At 61.3% G+C, this 18,655-nt stretch carries 15 protein-coding genes; 5 read left to right on the top strand and 10 right to left on the bottom strand.

The window, feature by feature from the left end:
• The first annotated feature begins 45 nt into the window (after positions 1-45).
• The gene (locus tag FXV83_RS36365; protein WP_148744382.1) at positions 46-1,464 is read left to right on the top strand and encodes an amidase; all 1,419 of its coding nucleotides are present in this window, start codon (positions 46-48) and stop codon (positions 1,462-1,464) included.
• 70 nt (positions 1,465-1,534) lie between these two features.
• Here FXV83_RS36365 and FXV83_RS36360 read toward each other — a convergent pair whose 3' ends face one another.
• From FXV83_RS36360 to FXV83_RS36345, 4 genes are all read right to left on the bottom strand, one after another.
• The gene (locus FXV83_RS36360; protein WP_148744381.1) at positions 1,535-3,772 is read right to left on the bottom strand and encodes a xanthine dehydrogenase family protein molybdopterin-binding subunit; all 2,238 of its coding nucleotides are present in this window, start codon (positions 3,770-3,772) and stop codon (positions 1,535-1,537) included.
• Between the two features lie 12 nt (positions 3,773-3,784).
• Positions 3,785-4,231, bottom strand: a complete 447-nt coding sequence (locus FXV83_RS36355) for a (2Fe-2S)-binding protein (protein ID WP_148744380.1) — start codon at positions 4,229-4,231, stop codon at positions 3,785-3,787.
• A gap of 183 nt (positions 4,232-4,414) precedes the next feature.
• A complete protein-coding gene (locus FXV83_RS36350) occupies positions 4,415-5,527 on the bottom strand; it encodes an amino acid ABC transporter permease (protein WP_148744379.1) in 1,113 nt (370 codons plus the stop codon).
• 2 nt (positions 5,528-5,529) lie between these two features.
• Positions 5,530-6,717, bottom strand: coding sequence for an amino acid ABC transporter permease (locus FXV83_RS36345; RefSeq protein WP_148744377.1), 1,188 nt, complete (start codon positions 6,715-6,717; stop codon positions 5,530-5,532).
• 87 nt (positions 6,718-6,804) lie between these two features.
• On the opposite strand from FXV83_RS36345, the gene FXV83_RS36340 reads away from it, so the two are divergent.
• The 4 genes from FXV83_RS36340 to FXV83_RS36325 all read left to right on the top strand — a co-directional run bounded on the left by FXV83_RS36340 (position 6,805) and on the right by FXV83_RS36325 (position 10,850).
• A complete protein-coding gene (locus FXV83_RS36340; RefSeq protein ID WP_148744374.1) occupies positions 6,805-7,677 on the top strand; it encodes a MurR/RpiR family transcriptional regulator in 873 nt (290 codons plus the stop codon).
• Positions 7,678-7,680: 3 nt separating this feature from the next.
• On the top strand, positions 7,681-9,030 hold the full coding sequence (locus FXV83_RS36335) for an aspartate aminotransferase family protein (RefSeq protein ID WP_148744372.1): 1,350 nt from the start codon (positions 7,681-7,683) through the stop codon (positions 9,028-9,030).
• A 12-nt stretch (positions 9,031-9,042) separates the two neighbouring features.
• Positions 9,043-10,056 (top strand): amino acid ABC transporter substrate-binding protein, encoded by a 1,014-nt coding sequence (locus tag FXV83_RS36330; RefSeq protein WP_148744370.1) that lies wholly within the window; start codon positions 9,043-9,045, stop codon positions 10,054-10,056.
• Between the two features lie 155 nt (positions 10,057-10,211).
• Positions 10,212-10,850 carry an aspartate/glutamate racemase family protein gene (locus FXV83_RS36325; protein ID WP_148744368.1) on the top strand — a complete coding sequence of 213 codons (639 nt, stop codon included), beginning with the start codon at positions 10,212-10,214 and terminating at the stop codon, positions 10,848-10,850.
• Here FXV83_RS36325 and FXV83_RS36320 read toward each other — a convergent pair.
• From FXV83_RS36320 to FXV83_RS36295, 6 genes are all read right to left on the bottom strand, one after another.
• Entirely contained in the window at positions 10,847-11,494 is a 648-nt protein-coding gene (locus FXV83_RS36320) for a TetR/AcrR family transcriptional regulator (RefSeq protein WP_148744367.1), read from the bottom strand. The two genes, FXV83_RS36325 and FXV83_RS36320, sit on opposite strands and share 4 nt — an antisense overlap.
• A gap of 434 nt (positions 11,495-11,928) precedes the next feature.
• Positions 11,929-13,506 carry a TniQ family protein gene (locus FXV83_RS36315; protein ID WP_148744365.1) on the bottom strand — a complete coding sequence of 526 codons (1,578 nt, stop codon included), beginning with the start codon at positions 13,504-13,506 and terminating at the stop codon, positions 11,929-11,931.
• 35 nt (positions 13,507-13,541) lie between these two features.
• Positions 13,542-14,504 (bottom strand): TniQ family protein, encoded by a 963-nt coding sequence (locus tag FXV83_RS36310; protein ID WP_148744363.1) that lies wholly within the window; start codon positions 14,502-14,504, stop codon positions 13,542-13,544.
• Positions 14,505-14,518: 14 nt separating this feature from the next.
• Positions 14,519-15,607, bottom strand: coding sequence for a TniB family NTP-binding protein (locus FXV83_RS36305; RefSeq protein ID WP_148744361.1), 1,089 nt, complete (start codon positions 15,605-15,607; stop codon positions 14,519-14,521).
• 17 nt (positions 15,608-15,624) lie between these two features.
• Positions 15,625-17,817, bottom strand: coding sequence for a DDE-type integrase/transposase/recombinase (locus FXV83_RS36300; RefSeq protein ID WP_148744360.1), 2,193 nt, complete (start codon positions 17,815-17,817; stop codon positions 15,625-15,627).
• Positions 17,814-18,655: PDDEXK family nuclease (locus tag FXV83_RS36295; protein ID WP_210250782.1), on the bottom strand; the 842-nt coding region annotated here is incomplete at its 5' end. The genes FXV83_RS36300 and FXV83_RS36295, both read right to left, overlap by 4 nt.

The raw sequence follows: 18,655 nt of genomic DNA, 5'->3' as shown, positions 1-18,655 counted from the left end.
TCGCTCGCAATGACGGAGCCTAGAATATGCATAGGAGTAAACTAATTGTCTCACGACCTGATCCGCGAAACGGCCTGCACCATTGTCGATAGGCTGCGCTCCAGCGATGTCTCGCCGCTCGAACTTCTGGATGCACTGGAGAAACGCATCGCCGAGGTTGACGGCAAGGTCAATGCGCTGCCCACGCTGTGCTTCGACCGCGCAAGGACCAATGCCAAGACGCTGATGCAGAAGCCGGCTGGCGCGCGCGGGCTGCTTGCGGGCCTGCCGGTGCCGATCAAGGACCTGACCGACGTCGCCGGCGTGCTGAACACGCAGGGCTCGCCAATCTTCAAGGACAATGTGCCCAAACAGTCCGACCTCATGGTCGAGCACCTCGAAGACAATGGCGCGGTCGTCTACGCCAAATCCAACACGCCGGAGTTCGGCGCCGGCGCCAACACATTCAACGAGGTGTTCGGCGCAACCCTCAATCCCTGGGACACGGCCAAATCCGCGGCCGGCTCTTCAGGTGGCGCCGCCGTGGCGCTTGCAACCGGCATGGCCTGGCTGGCGCAAGGCTCCGACATGGGCGGCAGCCTGCGCAGCCCCGCAAGCTTCTGCGGCGTCGTCGGCATGCGGCCGAGCATCGGCCGCGTCGCGCACACGCCGAAAGCGGGCATCGACCGCAATCTCGGTGTCCAGGGCCCGATGGCCCGCAATGTCGACGACCTCGCGCTGCTGCTCGACGCCATGAGCGGCGACTATGCCGCGGACCCGCTGTCGCTGCCGGCGCCTTCGACCTCGTTCCTCTCGGCGGCGCGATCGGGCACGAAACCGCTGCGCATCGCCTATTCGCCCGATCTCGGCATCACGCCGGTCGATCCCGAAGTCAAAGCGATCACGCGCAAAGCGGCGGAGCGCTTCACTGAGGCTGGCGCCACGGTCGAAGAAGCGCATCCCGACTGGCGTGAAGCGCACGAATGCTTCCACGTGCTGCGCGCGTTCGACTTCGCGATCAGCAAGGCGCAACTGCTCAGGACCAAACGCGACCTGCTCAAGGCCGAGGTGATCTGGAATATCGAGGAAGGACTCAAGCTCACCGTCGAGCAGCTCGAACGCGCCGAGGCGCAGCGCGTCGGGATGACGGCGCGCGCGGTCGAGTTCTTCCAGACCTATGATCTCCTGCTGGTGCCGACGACGATCGTGCCGCCCTTTCCGATCGAGAACCGCTATGTCGCCGAATGCGCCGGCAAGAGGTTCGACAATTACATCGAATGGCTCGGCATCGTCTACGCCATCACGCTCGCCTGCTGTCCGTCGCTGTCGCTGCCCTGCGGCTTCACCGCGTCGGGCCTGCCGGTCGGCGTGCAGGTGGTCGGTGCGCCGCGCGCAGATGCGCAGGTGATTGCTGGGGCGAAGGTGCTGGAGGATATCTTGGGTCTGCGCAGCACGACGCCGATCGATCCCAGGGTCAAGAAGTAGGATTCACGCCCCGGACGCAGGGCAGCGGCCTATGGCGACGCTGCGCGTCCGGGACGCGAGAACAACTCCACTACGTATCGCCGAACTTCATCTTCGAGAATGGCAGGCTGCGGATGCGCTGCCCGGTCAAAGCGGCAACCGCATTCGCGACCGCCGGCGGCACGCCGGGCAGCCCAGGCTCGCCGATGCCACCCATCGGCGCACCGCTTTCGACGATACGGACATGGACGCGCGGCATGCGGTCCGGCGGCAGAATCGGATAGCCGTCGAAATTGCGCGCCTGCGGCACGCCCTTGGCATAGACCACTTCCTCCAGCAGCGCCGAGGAGAGGCCGAGCGCGACTGCCGAATTGACCTGCGCCTCGATGATGCCGGGATTGACGATGCGACCCGGATCGATCGCTACCCAGACGTCGTGCACCGCGACCGCACCGTCCTTGAGCGATACTTCCGCGATGGTCGCCACCTCGCTGCCAAACGGCGAGGCCATGGCAACACCCCGCGCGCGCTTGCCGTCGTCGGGCGCGGTGAAGGGACCGCGCTTCCAGCCGCCGGACAGGTCGCCGACCGCCTGTAGCAGCGCCTTGTGCCGCGGCTTGTCCGCCAGCAGCTGCAGCCGCAGGTCGTAGGGATCCTGCTGTCCTGCGTCGGCGACCTCGTCGAAGAACGTCTCATAGAAGAAATCATTCATGGAGTGGCCGACGGAGCGCCAGAAGCCGATGATGGCGGGATCATCGACGAGAACATGGGCGATGCGGCGGCTGGGAATGGCGTAGGGCTTGCCGGAGATGCCTTCGACCGCCGAACCATCGGCCGCATCCGGCTTGCGGCCGAACCAGCGGTCACGCGGCCCTTCGCCAACGGCTTCTGCCTCCAGCGCGATCGGCAATCCGTTCGCATCGAGGCCGGCGCGGAAGCGCACAAAGCCCATGGGCCGCAGCGCATCGCGCAAGAATTCCTCCTCGCGACTCCAGATCAGCTTGACCGGTCGTCCGACCGCCTTCGACAATAGGATCGCCTGCGGGAACGGATTGGCGGTCTCGTAGATGAAGTGGCGGCCGAAGAAGCCGCCGAGCATCGGCGAGTGAATTTTGATCTTCTCCGCCGGAATGCCGGCTGCCTTGGCTGCGCGCGCCAGGAACATCTCGGGCGCCTGGTTGGGCAGCCAGAGATCGAGCGTGCCGTCGTCGTTGAAGCGCGCGAGCGCGGAAGGCGGCTCGAGCTGACCATGCGCGAGATAGGGCGCATCGTAGGTCGCGGTGACGGTCTTCGCCGCGCCCTCCAGCGTGGCAGCAGCATCTCGAACTGTTTCCGCGGCGATGCCCGGCCCCGGCGCGGCGGCAAGCTGCGCTCTGCGGCCCTCCGACGAGAAATCGGAAGGCATGGCACGACGCGTCCCTGGCGCCGCATCCGTCCATGTCACCTGCAACGTCTCCACCGCGCGGCGTGCGCGCCACCAGCGGTCGGCGACGACCGCGACGGCGCCGGGCAGACGATGGATTGAATGCACGCCAGGCATCGCCTTCACCTCCGCCTCGTTGGTGAAGGCGGCGGGCTCCAGATCGAGACGTGGCGCGTGCTGTACGGCAGCGCGCAGCATGCCATCGACCTGCATGTCGATGGCATAGGCAGCCTTGCCGACCGATTTGCCGCGCACGTCGAGACGTGCGACCGGCTTGCCGATCCAGCGGAAATCCTTGTCCTCGCGCAGCGTGACATCCTCAGGCACCGGCAGTGCGGCAGCGTCCGCGGCGAGCGCGCCATAGCCGAGGGCCCGGCCGGATGCAGCGTGGAGAACGCGGCCGGGCTCCGTCGACAGACTGGCCACGGGCACCTTCAGGCGCGAAGCTGCAGCCTGCAGCAGCATCTGGCGCGCGGACGCGCCGACCCGACGCATGGTCTCATAACTCGAACGCACCGAAAAACTTCCGCCGGTGAAGCGGCGGCCGCCGACCACCTGATAATCGGATCCGGGCGGCGCGCATTCCACCGTGAAATTTGCGGGATCGACATCGAGCTCTTCGCCGACAATCTGCGCCATCGCGGTGGAGACGCCCTGCCCGCCCTCGACGAACGGGCTGCGCAACAGCACGCTGCCGTCGGTACGGATCTCCAGGAAGGCGGAGACGCGCGGCGCGGACTTCGCGGCCGTCGCCGCATTCTGGGCCAGCGCGCCTGCGCCGGGCAGCGTCACGCCGAGCACCAGCGCGCCGAGCGAGGCACCAAGGAAGCCGCGGCGCGACAGGTTGGCCGGCCGGCCCTCCGGCAGATCGGAGACCGGAATGAATTCATCATGCAAGCTGTTCATGACCGAAGCCCCTCAACCCTGTGCAATCTGCCGCACCGCTGCGGCGATGGCATTGTAGGTGCCGCACCGGCAGAGATTGACCATCGCGGAGGCAATCTCCTGTTCGCTGGGCTTCGGGTTCTGCTTCAGGAGCGCGGTCGCTGCCATGACCTGGCCCGATTGGCAGTAGCCGCATTGCGGCACCTGGTGCACGACCCAAGCCTCGACCACGCGGCGGCCGACGGCATCCTCCGTGACGGCCTCAATCGTGGTGATGTTCTGACCGGCAACACTGCCGACCGGCGTGACGCATGAGCGTGTCGGCTGGCCGTCGATCAGCACGGTGCAGGCGCCGCACTGGGCAATGCCGCAGCCATATTTGGTGCCGGTCATGCCGAGCTCGTCGCGGATCACCCATAGCAGGGGCGTATCGTCCTCGGTCTGCACCTGGTGAGTCTTGCCGTTGATGATGACGTCCATCGAAAGCTGCTCCTCGCTCGCCCGGCAGTGCGGCCGACAGCCGCACGCCCAAATCGCCAGGTGAGGCACCTGACAAGAGCGGACCTCTAGCGCGAGCACAGCACGGGCACTAGCGGCTCAATCTTGCATGGGGTTATGAGCGCCGCTCATCAATCCCGGCGGCGGGCACTCGCCACGCAGCACTCAGCTTGCGTGGGCCGAATGCGCCTCCAGACTCCGGCTGTAGCGCGACATCGCGAAGCAGAAGACAAAATAGATTGCCGCCACGAAGATATAGACCTCGACCGAAAACTGCTGCCAGGCGGGATCGATGATCGCGGTCTTGGCTGTGGTCAGCAGGTCGAAAATGCCGATGATCAGGACGAGGCTGGTGTCCTTGAAGAAGGCGATGAAGGTGTTGACCAGCGGCGGGATGACGTGGCGGATCGCCTGCGGCAGGACGATCAGCCGGTTCTTGCGCCAATAGGACAGGCCGAGCGCATCGGCGGCCTCATACTGCCCGCGTGGCACCGCCTGAAGGCCGCCGCGGATGACTTCGGCAAGGTAGGCCCCCGCGAACAGGATGATCGCGATCTGCGCCCGCAGGAGCTTGTCGATATTAAAGCCGCTGGGCATGAACAGCGGAAACATCACGCTCGCCATGAACAGCAGGCTCACGAGCGGCACGCCGCGGATCAGCTCGACATAGACCACCGAGAGCGAACGGATCGCCGGCAGATTCGAACGCCGGCCGAGCGCGACGAGGATGCCAAGCGGAAAGCCGAAGGCGAGGCCGAAGGTGGCGAGGATCAGCGTCACCGGCAAGCCGCCCCAACGATCCTGCGAAACGAATGACAAGCCGAGCACGCCGCCCCACATCAGCACGCTGATCAGGCCAAGCACGGCGATCCAGAGATAGACCAGCTCGCGGCGCCACAAGGCGCGGCGGGAGGACAGATAAAACAGCCCGATGAACAGCATGACCGACAGCGCCGGCCGCCACTGTTCGTCGAACGGATAGGTGCCGAACAGGATGAAGCGGTACTTTTCGGGGATGATCGCCCAACAAGCGCCAAGACCGCGCGCGGCACGGCAGGCGCTGGAGTCGTTTGCCGGCGTGAGCCAGACCGCATTAGCGATGCCCCATTGCACGAAACCGATGACGCCCTTCGCGAGCACCGCCAGCAGCACGACCGAGAGGATGCCGTTCGGGATCGACGAGAACAGGTTGGTGCGCAGCCAGCGCAGCACCGGGTTTCCCATTTGCGGGCGGCGAGCTGCGCGCGGTACGTCCGGCATGTCGGTAACGGCCGTCATGCTCAGCGCTCCACCAGCGCGATGCGCGCATTGTACCAGTTCATGAAGAAGCTGATGCCGAGGCTGATGGTCAGGAACACCGCCATGATCAACGCGATCGCCTCGATCGCCTGTCCGGTCTGGTTCAGCGTAGTGTTGGCGATCGAGACGACGTCCTGGTAGCCGATCGCCACCGCGAGCGAGGAGTTTTTGGTCAAGTTGAGATACTGGCTGGTCATCGGCGGCACGATCACCCGCATGGCTTGCGGCAAGACGATCTGCCGCAGCATGAAGCTGCGACGCAAGCCTAGCGCATTGGCGGCATCCCACTGGCCGCGCGGCACCGATTGGATGCCGCTGCGCACGATCTCGGCGATGAAGGCGGAGGTATAAGTAACGAGCGCAATCAGCAGCGCAAAATACTCAGGCGCGAGCGTCAGCCCGCCGACGAAGTTGAAGCCGCGCAACTCGGGCCATTCGATCGTCCAGGGCACGCCGAGCAGCACGGACACGAGCGCCGGAAGCACCACGATGAGACCAAGCGCAAAAGGCCAAGCCGGCCGTGGCTTGCCGTCGCGCATCTGCCGCGCGATCAGCCATCGCCGGACGCCGTAGAACACGGCTACGCCCAGCACGGCCGTGCAGAGCACCCAGAGTTGCGGTCTCCCGATCGGGATCGCCGGCAGGATCAGGCCGCGGTTTGAGAGGAACACGCCATCGATCGGCCGAAACGCCGCGCGCGCGGCCGGCAGCGCCTGCATCAGGACATACCAGAACAGCAGCTGGAGCAGCAGCGGGATGTCGCGCAGCACCTCGACATAGACGGCGGCGAGGCGGGAGAGCAGCCAGTTGGCCGACAGCCGCGAGATCCCGATCAGCGTGCCCAAAATCGTCGCGAGCACGATACCGATCACGGCGACGCGCAAGGTGTTGGCGACGCCGACGACAAAGGCCCAGAGATAGGTATCCCTCGGATTGTAGGCGACGAGACTATCGGCGATGGGCATGCCGGCCTCGCGGCCGAGGAAGGCAAAGCCGGTGGTAATGCGGCGGGCCGACAGGTTGGTGACGGTGTTGGACCAGAGAAAGACGACGACCGCGACCGCAATCCCGACCACCAGGACTTGCCAGAACAGGCCCTTCAGCTCGCGGCTTCCGAGTGCGACAGACAAACGGCGGCGTGGCGGCGGTCTGGGATCATCGGTGGTCACAGCACAAAAATCCTCATCGAAAGCAGCGATTTCCGGCGGCGCACGTCAACTGTTGCACCAATATTCAGTTCGTGCAACAAATGTTTCATGGCCGAGCCCGCGAAATCCTCGCCCCTGAGCGAACTGCGCATTGCACTGCCATCGCTCCCGATGCGGCTGCAGGAGGTCGGGCGCTTCGTCGCGGCCAACGATTACGACGCCACCACCCGTTCAATGCGCGACCTTGCAGCGGTTGCTGGCGCCGATCCCGCCGCGTTCACGCGGCTTGCGAAAGCGATCGGCTATTCCGGCTGGGACGAATTGCGCGCCGCGCTGACGGAAGCGAGGCGGCCGTTGCAGCTGGCGCCCTTCTCTGTCCGCGCGAAAAGCCGCCGCCACGGCCCCAACGCCGATGTCGCGCTCGTCACCGACAAGCTCGACGCCGAGGCTGCGGGCCTTCTGCGCATTCCAGCGCAGCCGATTGCGGAGGCGGCGCGCGCTCTGCATATCGCAAAGCGGATCTGGATCACCGGCTATCGAAGCTGCCGCAGCGTCGCGGAGTTGCTGAATTACGAGCTGCGGCTGTTCCGTCCCGATCAGGTGCAGATCGTCGGCGGGTCCGGTCCTGACGATCTCGACCTCGGCGCCTTCCGCCCCGGCGAAGCCGTCATCGTCATCGGCTTTCTGCCCTATACGCATGCCAGCGTCCGCGTCGTGCAGGCTGCCTATCGCGCCGGCGCAACCTTGATCGCGATTGCGGACAGCGTGGCGGCTCCGATGGCCGAAGGCGCCGACCATGTGCTGCTGTTCGAAGCGGCCTCCTCCCCCGGCTTCTTCCCGAGCCTCACCGGCGCAATCGCGATTGCGCAGTCGCTGGCCGCGGTGACGTTCTCGCTCGGCGGCACGGCGGCGAAGAAGCGCCTTCAGGATACCGAGGTACGGCTGGCCGCGGCCTCCACCTACGTTTCAGAGAAAGGTTGATCCATGGCCGCTCGCATCAGCCGCGTGCTGCATCGTTCGTTGCGCGAGACGCCGCCCAAGGCGATCGGCGGTGAAGGCGTCTACCTCTTCGCCGAGGACGGGCGCCGCGTGATCGACGCCTCCGGCGGCGCGGCGGTCTCCTGCCTCGGCCACCAGCACCCGCGTGTGATCGCTGCGATGGCTAAACAAGCCTCGACGCTGGCCTATGCCCATACCGCCTTCTTCTCGTCCGAGCCGGCGGAGGCGCTCGCCGACACGCTGGTCGGGCACGAGCCGGGCGGTCTCGCCTACGCCTATTTCGTCAGCGGCGGATCGGAGGCGATCGAAGCCAGCATCAAGCTCGCGCGGCAATATTTCATCGAGCGCGGCGAGCCGCAGCGGCAGCATTTCATCGCGCGGCGGCAGAGCTACCACGGCAATACGCTGGGCGCACTCGCCGCCGGCGGCAACGCCTGGCGGCGCGCGCCCTATGCGCCGCTGCTGTCAGCCGCCTTCAGCCATGTCACTCCCGCCTTTGCCTATCATGAGAAACACGACGGCGAGTCGGATGCGCAGTTCGTGGCGCGGCTGGCGGCCGAGCTTGAAGCCGAGTTTCAACGGCTCGGTCCCAATACCGTTGCAGCATTCCTCGCCGAGCCCGTCGTCGGCGCCACGGCCGGTGCCGTAACGGCGCCGGCCGGCTACTTCAAGGCGATGCGCGAGATTTGCGACCGGCACGGCGCGCTGCTCATCCTCGACGAGGTCATGTGCGGCATGGGCCGCACCGGCATCACACACGCCTGGGAACAGGAAGGCGTCGCGCCCGACATCCAGGCCATCGCAAAAGGCCTCGGCGGCGGCTATCAGCCGATCGGCGCGATGCTCGCGAGCGGCAGGATCATCGACACGATTCGCGCCGGTTCGGGCGCGTTTCAGCATGGCCACACTTATATGGCACATCCGCTCGCCTGCGCGGCCGCGCTCGCGGTGCAGGATGTGATCCGCGAGGATCGGCTGCTCGATTACGTCAAGGAGCGCGGCAAGCAGCTCGAGCAGCACCTCGTCGAACGCTTCGGCAATCACCGCTATGTCGGCGACATCAGGGGGCGCGGACTGTTCTGGGCGATCGAGCTCGTCGCCGATCGCGCCAGCCGCACGTCGTTCGATCCGGCGCTCAAGCTCAACCAGAAGATCAAGGCAGAAGCCTTTGCCAACGGGCTCGGCTGCTATCCCGGCGGCGGCACCGTGGACGGGGTCCGCGGCGACCACGTGCTGCTGGCGCCGCCCTATATCGCTTCGGCCGAGGAGATCGACCTGATCGTCGACAAGCTCGGCACGGCCGTCGACAACGTATTGCGTAGTGTCAATCACTGAGGGGAGACTAACATGATGAGGAAAGTGGTTATCGCGGCAGGCCTGCTCGCGGCATCGACGGTTGTCGCGTCGGCCGCGACGCTCGACACGGTGAAAAGCCGCGGCACGCTGGTGTGCGGCGTCAGTGCCGGCTTTGCCGGCTTCTCCGCGCCCGACTCGCAGGGCAATTACAAGGGCCTCGACGTCGATTATTGCCGGGCGCTCGCGGCTGGTGTGCTCGGCGATCCGAGCAAGGTGCGTTACGTCTCGCTGACGGCGCAGAACCGTTTCACCGCTCTGCAATCGGGCGAGATCGACGTGCTCTACCGCAACTCGACGCAGACTTATCTGCGCGGCGTCACGCTGGGCCTGCGGCAGGGCCCCATCAACTTCTACGACGGCCAGGGCTTTGTCGTGAAGAAGGACCTCGGCGTGAAGGAGATCAAGGACCTCAAGGGCGCCACCGTCTGCGTCGCGCAGGGCACCACGCATGAGGTCACGCTCGGCGATTACGGCCGCGCCAACGGCATCGACTGGAAGCCGCTGGTGTTCGACCGCGTCGACACCATGTACCAGACCTTCTTTGGCGGCCGCTGCGATGCCATGACCCAGGACGCTTCTGCGCTCGCAGGTGCCGTGACGACCGCAGCGCCGAACCCGGCCGACTACGTCGTGCTGCCGCAGACCATCAGCAAGGAACCGCTCGGACCCTTCACCCGCAACGGCGACGAGGTCTGGAGCGACATCATCACCTGGTTGCACAATGGGCTGATCGAGGCCGAGGAGCTCGGCGTCACGCAAGGCAATGTCGACGAGATGGCGAAGTCGCAAACGCCCGCGGTGCAGCGCCTGCTCGGTGCCTCCGGCGATCTCGGCTCGCGGCTCGGGCTCGATAACAAATGGCTGGTCACGGCGATCAAGGCAGGCGGCAATTACGGCGAGATCTACGAGCGCAATGTCGGCAAAGCCAGTCCGCTCAAGCTCGAGCGCGGCCTCAACGGGCTCTGGAGCAAAGGCGGCTTGATGTACGCGGTGCCGTTCAAGTAAGGAGTTCACCTTTCCCCGCGCGCGGGGAGAGGTCGAATTGCGGAGCGAACCGGGTGAGGGGCCGCCTCCGCGAATCCGTCTCTCATCTATCGTGCGGACAGAGCCCCTTACCCCGACCCTCCCCCGTAAGCGAGGGAGAAGAAGCACCGAGCCCCATGCGCATTGCCCTGATCCACGCTCTCAAGCATTCCATTGCGCCGATCGACGCGGCGTTCGCGACGGCTTGGCCGGAGGCCCGGCTAATGAACCTGCTCGATGACAGCCTGTCCGCCGACCTGGCCCGTGACGGCAAGCTCGACGATGCCATGACCGAGCGCTTCCTTGCGCTTGGCGATTACGCGGCGGCGACGGGGGCCGACGCGATCCTGTTCACCTGCTCGGCTTTCGGCCCCTGCATCGAAGCGGTTGCCCGGGCACATGCGCCGAAGCCGGTGCTGAAGCCGAACGAGGCCATGATCGAGCAGGCGGTGACGATGGGCAAGCGCATCGGCCTGCTCTCGACCTTCCCGCCGACGCTGGTCTCGATGCCGCCGGAATTTCCTGCCTCCGTCGAAGTCGTGCCGAAGCTTGCCGAAGGTGCGCTGGCCGCGCTCGACCGCGGCGACCGTGCCGAGCACGACAGGCTGATCGTGGAAGCATCAAAGGATTTGCGCGATTGCGACATCGTCGCGCTGGCGCAGTTCAGCATCGCGGCAACTGCACCGCTGGTCGCGGAGGCCACCGGCCGACCCGTCGTGACCACGCCGGACAGCGCCGTCCACAAGCTGAAGAATCTCCTTGCGGCGAAAGCTTAAACGCCCGCCTTCGCCCTGCGGCGCGCGTCCTTGATCGCAGCCGCGAGCGCCGTCTTGGTTTCGTTCACGAAATCCTCGACCAGGTCCTCGCGCGTGGCGTGAGCCGCCTCGCCGGTAAAGAGGCCCTGCTCCGCCAGCATCACCACGCCGTGCATCGCCGCCCAGATCTTGAGGGCTTGCCGCTCGCGCAAATAATCAACCGCCGGCGCTTCCAGGGCTTCGATCACCAGCGCAAAAGTCTCGCGCGTCGCCTCGTGCAGCTCGCTGCCCTTGGCGGCGCACGACACCGTGCGCGAGGCGAACATCAGTCGGTAGATGCCATTGCGGCGCAGGCCGAAATCCAGCGTGGCCTGGGCCAGCCGCGACAGCTTCGACTGCTTCGAGGGCTTTGCCATCGCCGCCCGCAAAAACGCGCTGAGCTGCCGGAACGCCTCCGCCGTTACCACCGCAAGCAGCGCCTCGCGATCGGCAAAATGACGGTAAGGCGCCGGCTGCGAGACGCCGAGCTGCTTTGCAAGCGCCTTGATGCTGATTGCCTCCGCCCCGCCCTGCTCCGCCTCACGCAGCGCAGCCTTGATCAAGGCGTCGCGGAGACCGCCGTGGTGGTAGGTATTCTCCGGCTTGCGGGCAAGTTGTGAACGCATGATGCGGCGAGCCTATATGGACAGTCTAGCATTTGTCGAGAATCCCGGGGCAGGGATTTCAGACACTTCCGCGAACCCGTCAAATCCAGATTGCGATATTTGCCAGCCAGTAGTTGCGAAACCGGCAACCTTGTCCATGAAAAAATGCGAAATGGATTCTCATCATCTAACTGGTTCCTCACGGTTTTCACCTTCGCAAAAGACCACGGGCGGCTGTTTCCAGTGGAGCCGGATCTCAGCGCCGGACTGGATGGACGACTTCCCAATAGACGGTCGCAGAGCCCCTAGACCGACTTGGGTAAAAGCAACAAAAGTTCGCTAGAGCTGTGCGCTTAGCATGTACCGATCGCAGCAGTCCCCCTCGAACGGCGACCAAGATAGCGTAGCTGCTTCCAACCCCTACTACTCTGAGATGCAGGAATAATAACTCGAGCTTAAGGGAAAAGCCGCACAAGATCCTCGCGACTAACCTTGAAGCGCTCTAAACCCTTATTCCGACCAATCTGCTTGAAGAGACGCAACCGTCGCTGCAAGGCGGATTGAACCGCGTCGGGGAGCCTGGCGCTGCATACCAACAAAGAACGCCTGATATCGATCCATCGTCCGCTGGAGCCGCATGTACCCGTTGACACCGAGGAGAGATCAGCCAAAAGACGCGTCACAGACTCCGCCAAACACCAGGTTGCCCCCCAATGAGTGCGCGTTTGCAATTGTCCGGCGCCGACCAGCTGCTCAACCATAGGTCGCCCAATATGTAGCAACCTCGCGACCTCCAGAAAACTGATAAGTCCAAATCGCTTCTTAAAGTCACGTCGCGTCGTCAGGATGCCTGCCTCTTCACGCTCTAAGCGCACTTGATCCCGATCAACAAAGTGCTTGATGCGCCGCTTACCGACCGACACTGTTGTCACCGAAATTTCGTTGCGCTTGTGAGCCCGTCGAACAGCGTATTCTGAAATGCCGAGTTCCTTGATCGATCCACGCCGAGTGAGCCACCGTGATTTCTGTCCGGTGATCCAAGTTCTAGCATTCAGAGCTCTCGGAATGTTACGCTCAACGTAGTTTGCCAATTCCTCTCGTAGCGCAGACAAGATCCTGTCATCAACAAGTCCCACCAGCGCGTATTTCAATCCATGGAATAGTAGCGGGAATTCCTGATAGAGCACACATTCGTGACTTCGTTCTGCTGAGCGACGCTTGAGCGCTCGAACACGATTGAGGTACTCGTGATAGCCTTGAGGCCAACAGGTAAGAGCGCGATCAGCAATCACCAGGTTCTCAACGACCGCTCCTGACGAAACTAAATCGTTCTCGACGGCTTGAAGTGACCTTCCGAACAGATGGATCAGGCGAATAAGATCCCCCAAGGATGCCTTCCTGAAAGCATCCGGGAGTTTAGGAAACGAATGAATGTCCTCTTCAATCTCCGAGGCCCCCAACATGCTCAGAATATTTCGAATGTCCGGCGGCGCCGGCTCCCCATCCGTTTGCCTTAAATCGCCAGTACAATTGCGGTTACCGCAGTGGCAGACAGCGCCCTGCGCGTAGCCGAGCGCAGCATGACAGTGTGGGCACTCCCGAATGAGTTTACAATAATGTTGAGGGCAAAACTGCCATACCCTGAGATTCCAAGCCGACTTCAGAACCGCTTTTTCGCGAAGACATGCAGGACACACTTTGACGTGTCTATCAAATAGATGACGCGCGAACCGCAGTTCTCCACCATGGTGAAATAGACCTTGTTTACCCGCGACATACCGTTCGAAATGATCCGGTGAAACGTCCACCAGCCGAGCGAGACGCTCGCTGACGCGGTTTGGGAGTGCCGCAGAAGCAAACGGCCTAACCAGTGCCAAAAGATCCGCAGCACTCGAGTATCCATTTGCTTCTGCCAAACGGAGCACCCAGCCGTGTAAGGACTCGCCACGTTGAGGAATCGACCGCACTATAAGGCGCTGTGGTTCAGCGACTTTTGCCGCAGGCCTAAGCTCTACACTTTCTGATGGCCTCATTGTGCGCTTCCATTATTGAAGGATCGACACCTCCGTTACCCTTTTGGCGGCCGGACAGAATAGAACGAGTTTCGCTTAGTCGGATACTCCATTTGTCCGAGTATATCTCGAATATCGTCTAACATCGGCTCGAAGTGCAGTCCGCGGAACGTTTCACGGATAGTGTAAAGTAGATGCTTTGGCGTAGTCTCCAAGCTCTGTGGGTTCGATTCTGCTAAATGCTTTTGGCTAAGCAACTCTTCGATCGAACGAGGCCACCGCTCCAGACACTCGATTCCCCTCTCGACTATTTTTGCGCTCACAAGAACGCGCGGCTTAGAAATGGCAAGCGGCTGCGCCCTCTCCAGGCTTGCCAGCTCGGCGCCGAACCACCAGATTGCCCGACAAATAGCGCCCAAAGTGCGCAGCGGCAGCGGGAACGGATCAATCCAGTTAGTTCCATTTACCAGTTGCGTTTCCAAGAGTAGCGTAAAGGCGACGACCTCTTCCGGAGCAGGATCTCTCGACTGTCTTCTTAATTCTGAACCGCAGTCGCATTGAAGCAGCCGCTTTCGTCGCCAGGTCAGGCGTGAGCCGCATTGAGAACAATGATCAACCAAATAAAATCCGTGTCGCCAACATGCCGTTACGACTCTGAGATCCCACACTTGGCGTACGATGCCTTCTTCTTCCAGACAGGCCGGACAAACCCTCGGGTGAGTAAAATTGACGTCTACGGTGGACACTGTCGCGCGAACAAATTTGATCCCTTTCTTTGGGGCAGCACGCCAGTAAACGCGCTCTTCCAGTTCATTTAGCGATATAGCGCCCCCCAAAATCGAAGCTAAATCCTTTAAGACGCAAGGACGGGTCAGGAATGTGCGCGGCAGATTTGCAAGACGAAGGAGCGCGGGTACGCCAGTACAGCAGTTGACGTCAGACACTCTCAGCAGGAAGCCGAGCAGACTTTCGCCCAGTCGTGGTGTGGACCGCATCACCAATCGCGCAGTCGAGCTCATGCCACTCAATCCCTTTATAGAGCCGCATCCACTTCCCGCCTGCGATCTGACCGTCTCTGCCGCCTTCTACGTCGGCGCGCTTTGTCTATGGCATAGCCATCATCCTGGATGGGAGGCGGGAGACGCCCGTCCCATTTCGTCGAGAACGGATCGAAGAGACCCTCTGCGCGAATTCTCCTTTGAGATGCCTTCTTGTAGGCCGCACTGAGAAGTTCCATGTCGACGACCAACGGAGTCACAGGGTGCAAACGAATACGCCGGGTTAAGATCGTCATCGCCGTTTCGAGCAGCTTTTCCTTTAGATCTCCGGCGGTACCACGTGAAGCGTAGAAGAATCGTTTTGCCACATCGTCGTCTTCGCAATTCAGCTCCGAATGAAATGGCACCGGTGACTGCTTCGCGACCGCAAGTAGAAGCCCCTTGAAATTGTCGCGGCTCGAGAGATCCTCATCATCATCCTTGCCCCATGAGTACGGCATCATCTCAAGCTCTGAGAGCCATCGCCGATCAAATTGACTATCCTGACTGAAGAGATCCGCTGTGCGCCGAAGCCCGAAAAAGAAATACGCCGCCCGGCCCATTCCGTGACGCCCCTTGATCCAATCGATGAATTCTTGGGACGTAATCACACCGGTGCGATCCATCACGCGCTGCGATTCATCGAAAACAAGCGCTCGCGTTTCGCAGTACTTGAGAAATCGGTCGATCCTCTCCGTCCGTTCTGCAGTTGATCCCCTATTCCAGAGAGGATCTCCGAGTTCCTTCAATATTGCACCTGCGACATCCTTGATCGAGATCTTCTCCGGGATCGTGATGCACACTACGGGTACGTAGTCGCAAACGTATTCGGCGCCATCAGGCAGCACGACCTTCCGCGCGTTAGGTACGCGCGGATAGAGACGCTGCAACTTTTCGAACAAGGTGCTTTTTCCAACGCCTGTCGGACCGACGACAGGAAGACAAGGAGCTGGCGCCCTTCCCTCTGGCTCATACTCTTCTATATAAAACGAGATCTCATCGAGGATTTCCTCAAACATCGGATGCGCAACAAAGATCGAATGCATCTCTTCCTTGAGGCTCCGCTTACGCTTCATATTGGACATGGCCTTGCTCCCGTAGCTTAGTCTGCGTTTCCGAGACTAGAGTCTGCCTTAAACTGCGGTATTGGTCGTGGTTTTTGACTAGTTGGTTCGGCGGCGGACGCGTTAGATATAAATGTGTCGTTCATCGGCCGGAGCGGGTGGAGCGGCAAATCAGGCGGGGACCCGGGAGGCACGATCAAACTCCCATCGTGCTGCATATTGCGAAATAGGTTTGCGGTATTGACACCTATCGCGCGGGCTATTTTGCTTTGAATCCCAATGCTAAGCGCATCCGGAAGCGCGTTCTGAATTAGATGCTGCAGGCCCGCGTGCGCCTCCACCCATGCCTCCAAATCATCTCGTCCTGTCATTTGAACTGCATGGCGCCGGATCAGCTTGTGACAATGGAGATCCAGCCCTTTGGCGTAGTGTTCCTCGCGCGCTTTTGCGGGAACCCATAGTTCTTCTCCGTCATCCCAAACGTGGATCCATAGAAGATCAAGCGGATTGACTTTCACCCGCACCTCCTGGGAGGCCCCCCTCTTAGACCTCAGTATATCAAGGCCATCAGAATAGTAGCGCAAGCCCTCATACACGACACCCCGATGATCGAGTGTCCACCGTCCTTTGCGCTCAATGCCGAAAACCAAATTCAGATCGCTACTTCGATCCAAGAAAGTTGGCTTTATATGGCGAATGCCCTCCAGCCAACGATCGTTGATACTTGCTTTGATCCCCGTACGAGGAGCAAGCGCATGATGAATTGTTAGAAGCCAATGATGCCAAAGCCAAAGCAAGTGTCGAAAGCCGATTACGGCATTCTTTTGAGGATCGTAGTCGTGCTTGTCTATCTTGTCTCGAAGGGGCAGCACATATCCGGGCATTTCTCGAAGAAATGTATCGTTCACTATGTCGAACGTTCCCTCTACTAATCCTTTGACCCAAGGCGAACGGCTCGGCGTAAAGTTATAACCGCAGTCTAGTTGGAGCGTCATACTTTCGATCGAGCGGCCAAGCGCTTGGAGGGAATTATCGAATGTGAAATGCCGGCCAATGCCTCCCATGAGGTAAGGCTTGTCTATGTCCGGGTATTCCTGCCGAACGTAACCTTTCATCGAACAGGCATGCCGCGTCGTTGCAGCAATAACCAGGTCGCCGGGCGGCTCGAAACCAAAAAAGAATCCTACGATCGCGTCGCTATACTCGTCTACGTGGAATGCGAGCCAAGGGCGGCCCAACGGAATCTGGTGCACTTCATCTACGACGAACAACGGTAGCGGTGTCTCGTCAAACTGAAGACAGGATAGGGGCGCATCGACATGGACTAGTTCGCCGGGCCGGCGATACATGCTCCGAGCTCGCGTAAGTCCGTACTTTGCCACGTCGCGACTGCGAGCAGGAAAGGTATTGTAGATATTGTAGAATGTCGCAGGAGATGGCATCCTCAAGGGACCTTTCTTGTGAGATGCCATCTCGCTAGACTGTGTCTCTGCATCGAGGCTCTTCTGCACCGATGACGTCCCGCAATCAGAATTCGCGGCCCGAAGAGCTTTGAGACCATCGAGAACGGCGACCATTATCTCACGCATAGTGAGGACCGGCTTGTTTCCTCGTTTCTTCCGAAACTTCGCTGCCTCGAGCAGGGTGCCCATAACCCGCTTCATAAGTTGTTTTACTCGCGGGTCTAACTGATTGTGGTTGCCTCTGTTCTCGAAAACTCCATCCAAGTTTTCTGGATCAAGCGCACAGTATCGGTAATACGTCGCGACGCTGCAGGACCGTGCTTCTCCATAAACTTCTAGACCGACTTTGCGTGCGGCCTCGGTAACAATGTGAGCCAGGACGGTTACAGCTTGCTTTCTTCCGTTTCGCTCCACGTAGCCGTGAATTTGGCTTGTGCAGCCCGTCGTGGCATGTCGAGTCACCTCCTCGATAAGACGGCGCCTGAATATACGACGCTTGCGTCGGCCCTCAGGCAGATCTGCAATTAGCTGAACTCTTTTTCGTTTTTTTGGGGTTAGCTGTTCGTCCTCCACCCGCACAAACACTAAAGTCTGTGACACGTCGTAGAGATATTCGAGCTCTGATTTGGATTTGTATCCGGCAAAGACACCACTCTCATTGCGGAGGGCCCAATGCGGTTCTCCTTCAATCGAGCATTCATCTATCAAGGTGAAGCGATCGCCCTCAATGCTAATGAGAACGCCGGGAGAAAAACTAGATGTTCTCATGAAGAGCGCACCCTCGTGCCCGCGGCGTATCTGAGCCCCACCCCTCGACGAACCTCCGTTTGATCCGAGATAGGCTTGTTGAGGTCGATGGCCAAAAAGCCTCTTCGAATAAGTGCCAGTACCGTTGGCTTTTCGATCGCGCAGACCGACCTAAGGTGCGAGATTGTTTTGACAGCTCCTGACTCGATCGCTTCCAGAATGGCAATTCTGTCTTGAGCGGAGGGGACTGGAGATAGTCGGTTCTCCCATATCGCCCGGACGGTCGCCAAACGTACTCGTTCGCGAATGTGTCGCTCAGTCACCACTCGGAAGCTGATCCCCATTGAGTTGAGAGCGCGGCCCATTTCAGGCCACCGCACCTCGTTCTCGGGCAAACAGGCCTCACATTCGTATTTGATCTCCTGCCATTCGAGGCCCTCGCGCGTCAGCACCAAAGTGTCGCCCTTGTGCCGCGCCTTCCGCCCCGCCAAATCATATGTCAGCCAAGCGGGCTGTTCGACAAATTTGATCACGTTCGGATCCAACTCGCAGTCACGCAAATTATCGAATTCGATGGAAGAGTTTGCCCTCATCTGCCGCTGCATCTTCATGCTCGGCAGCCGGCTTTGTTCTCCGTATGGAGAGCTTCGGGGAGAGCGGCCGATCTTGCGCGTCTCAATGTTTTCGAGGGCGAAGGTGCATGCAGGATGACGCAAGCGGATTGTGACGCCAGTAAGAGGTCTGGCATCTAATTGCGCTGGCCAGTACCGCTCCTTCGGCCTCGGCACAGGCGGGGGAAGGGGTGCGGGTGGGGATTGGTGCGCGAGACGAGCCAGCAAGCCGCTCGTAGCTTCTTCAT

The organism is Bradyrhizobium hipponense (genome assembly GCF_008123965.1).
Taxonomy (GTDB): Bacteria; Pseudomonadota; Alphaproteobacteria; order Rhizobiales; family Xanthobacteraceae; genus Bradyrhizobium; species Bradyrhizobium hipponense.
Note: the sequence above shows the minus strand (reverse complement) of the source record. Positions and strands in the feature narration are given on the sequence as shown.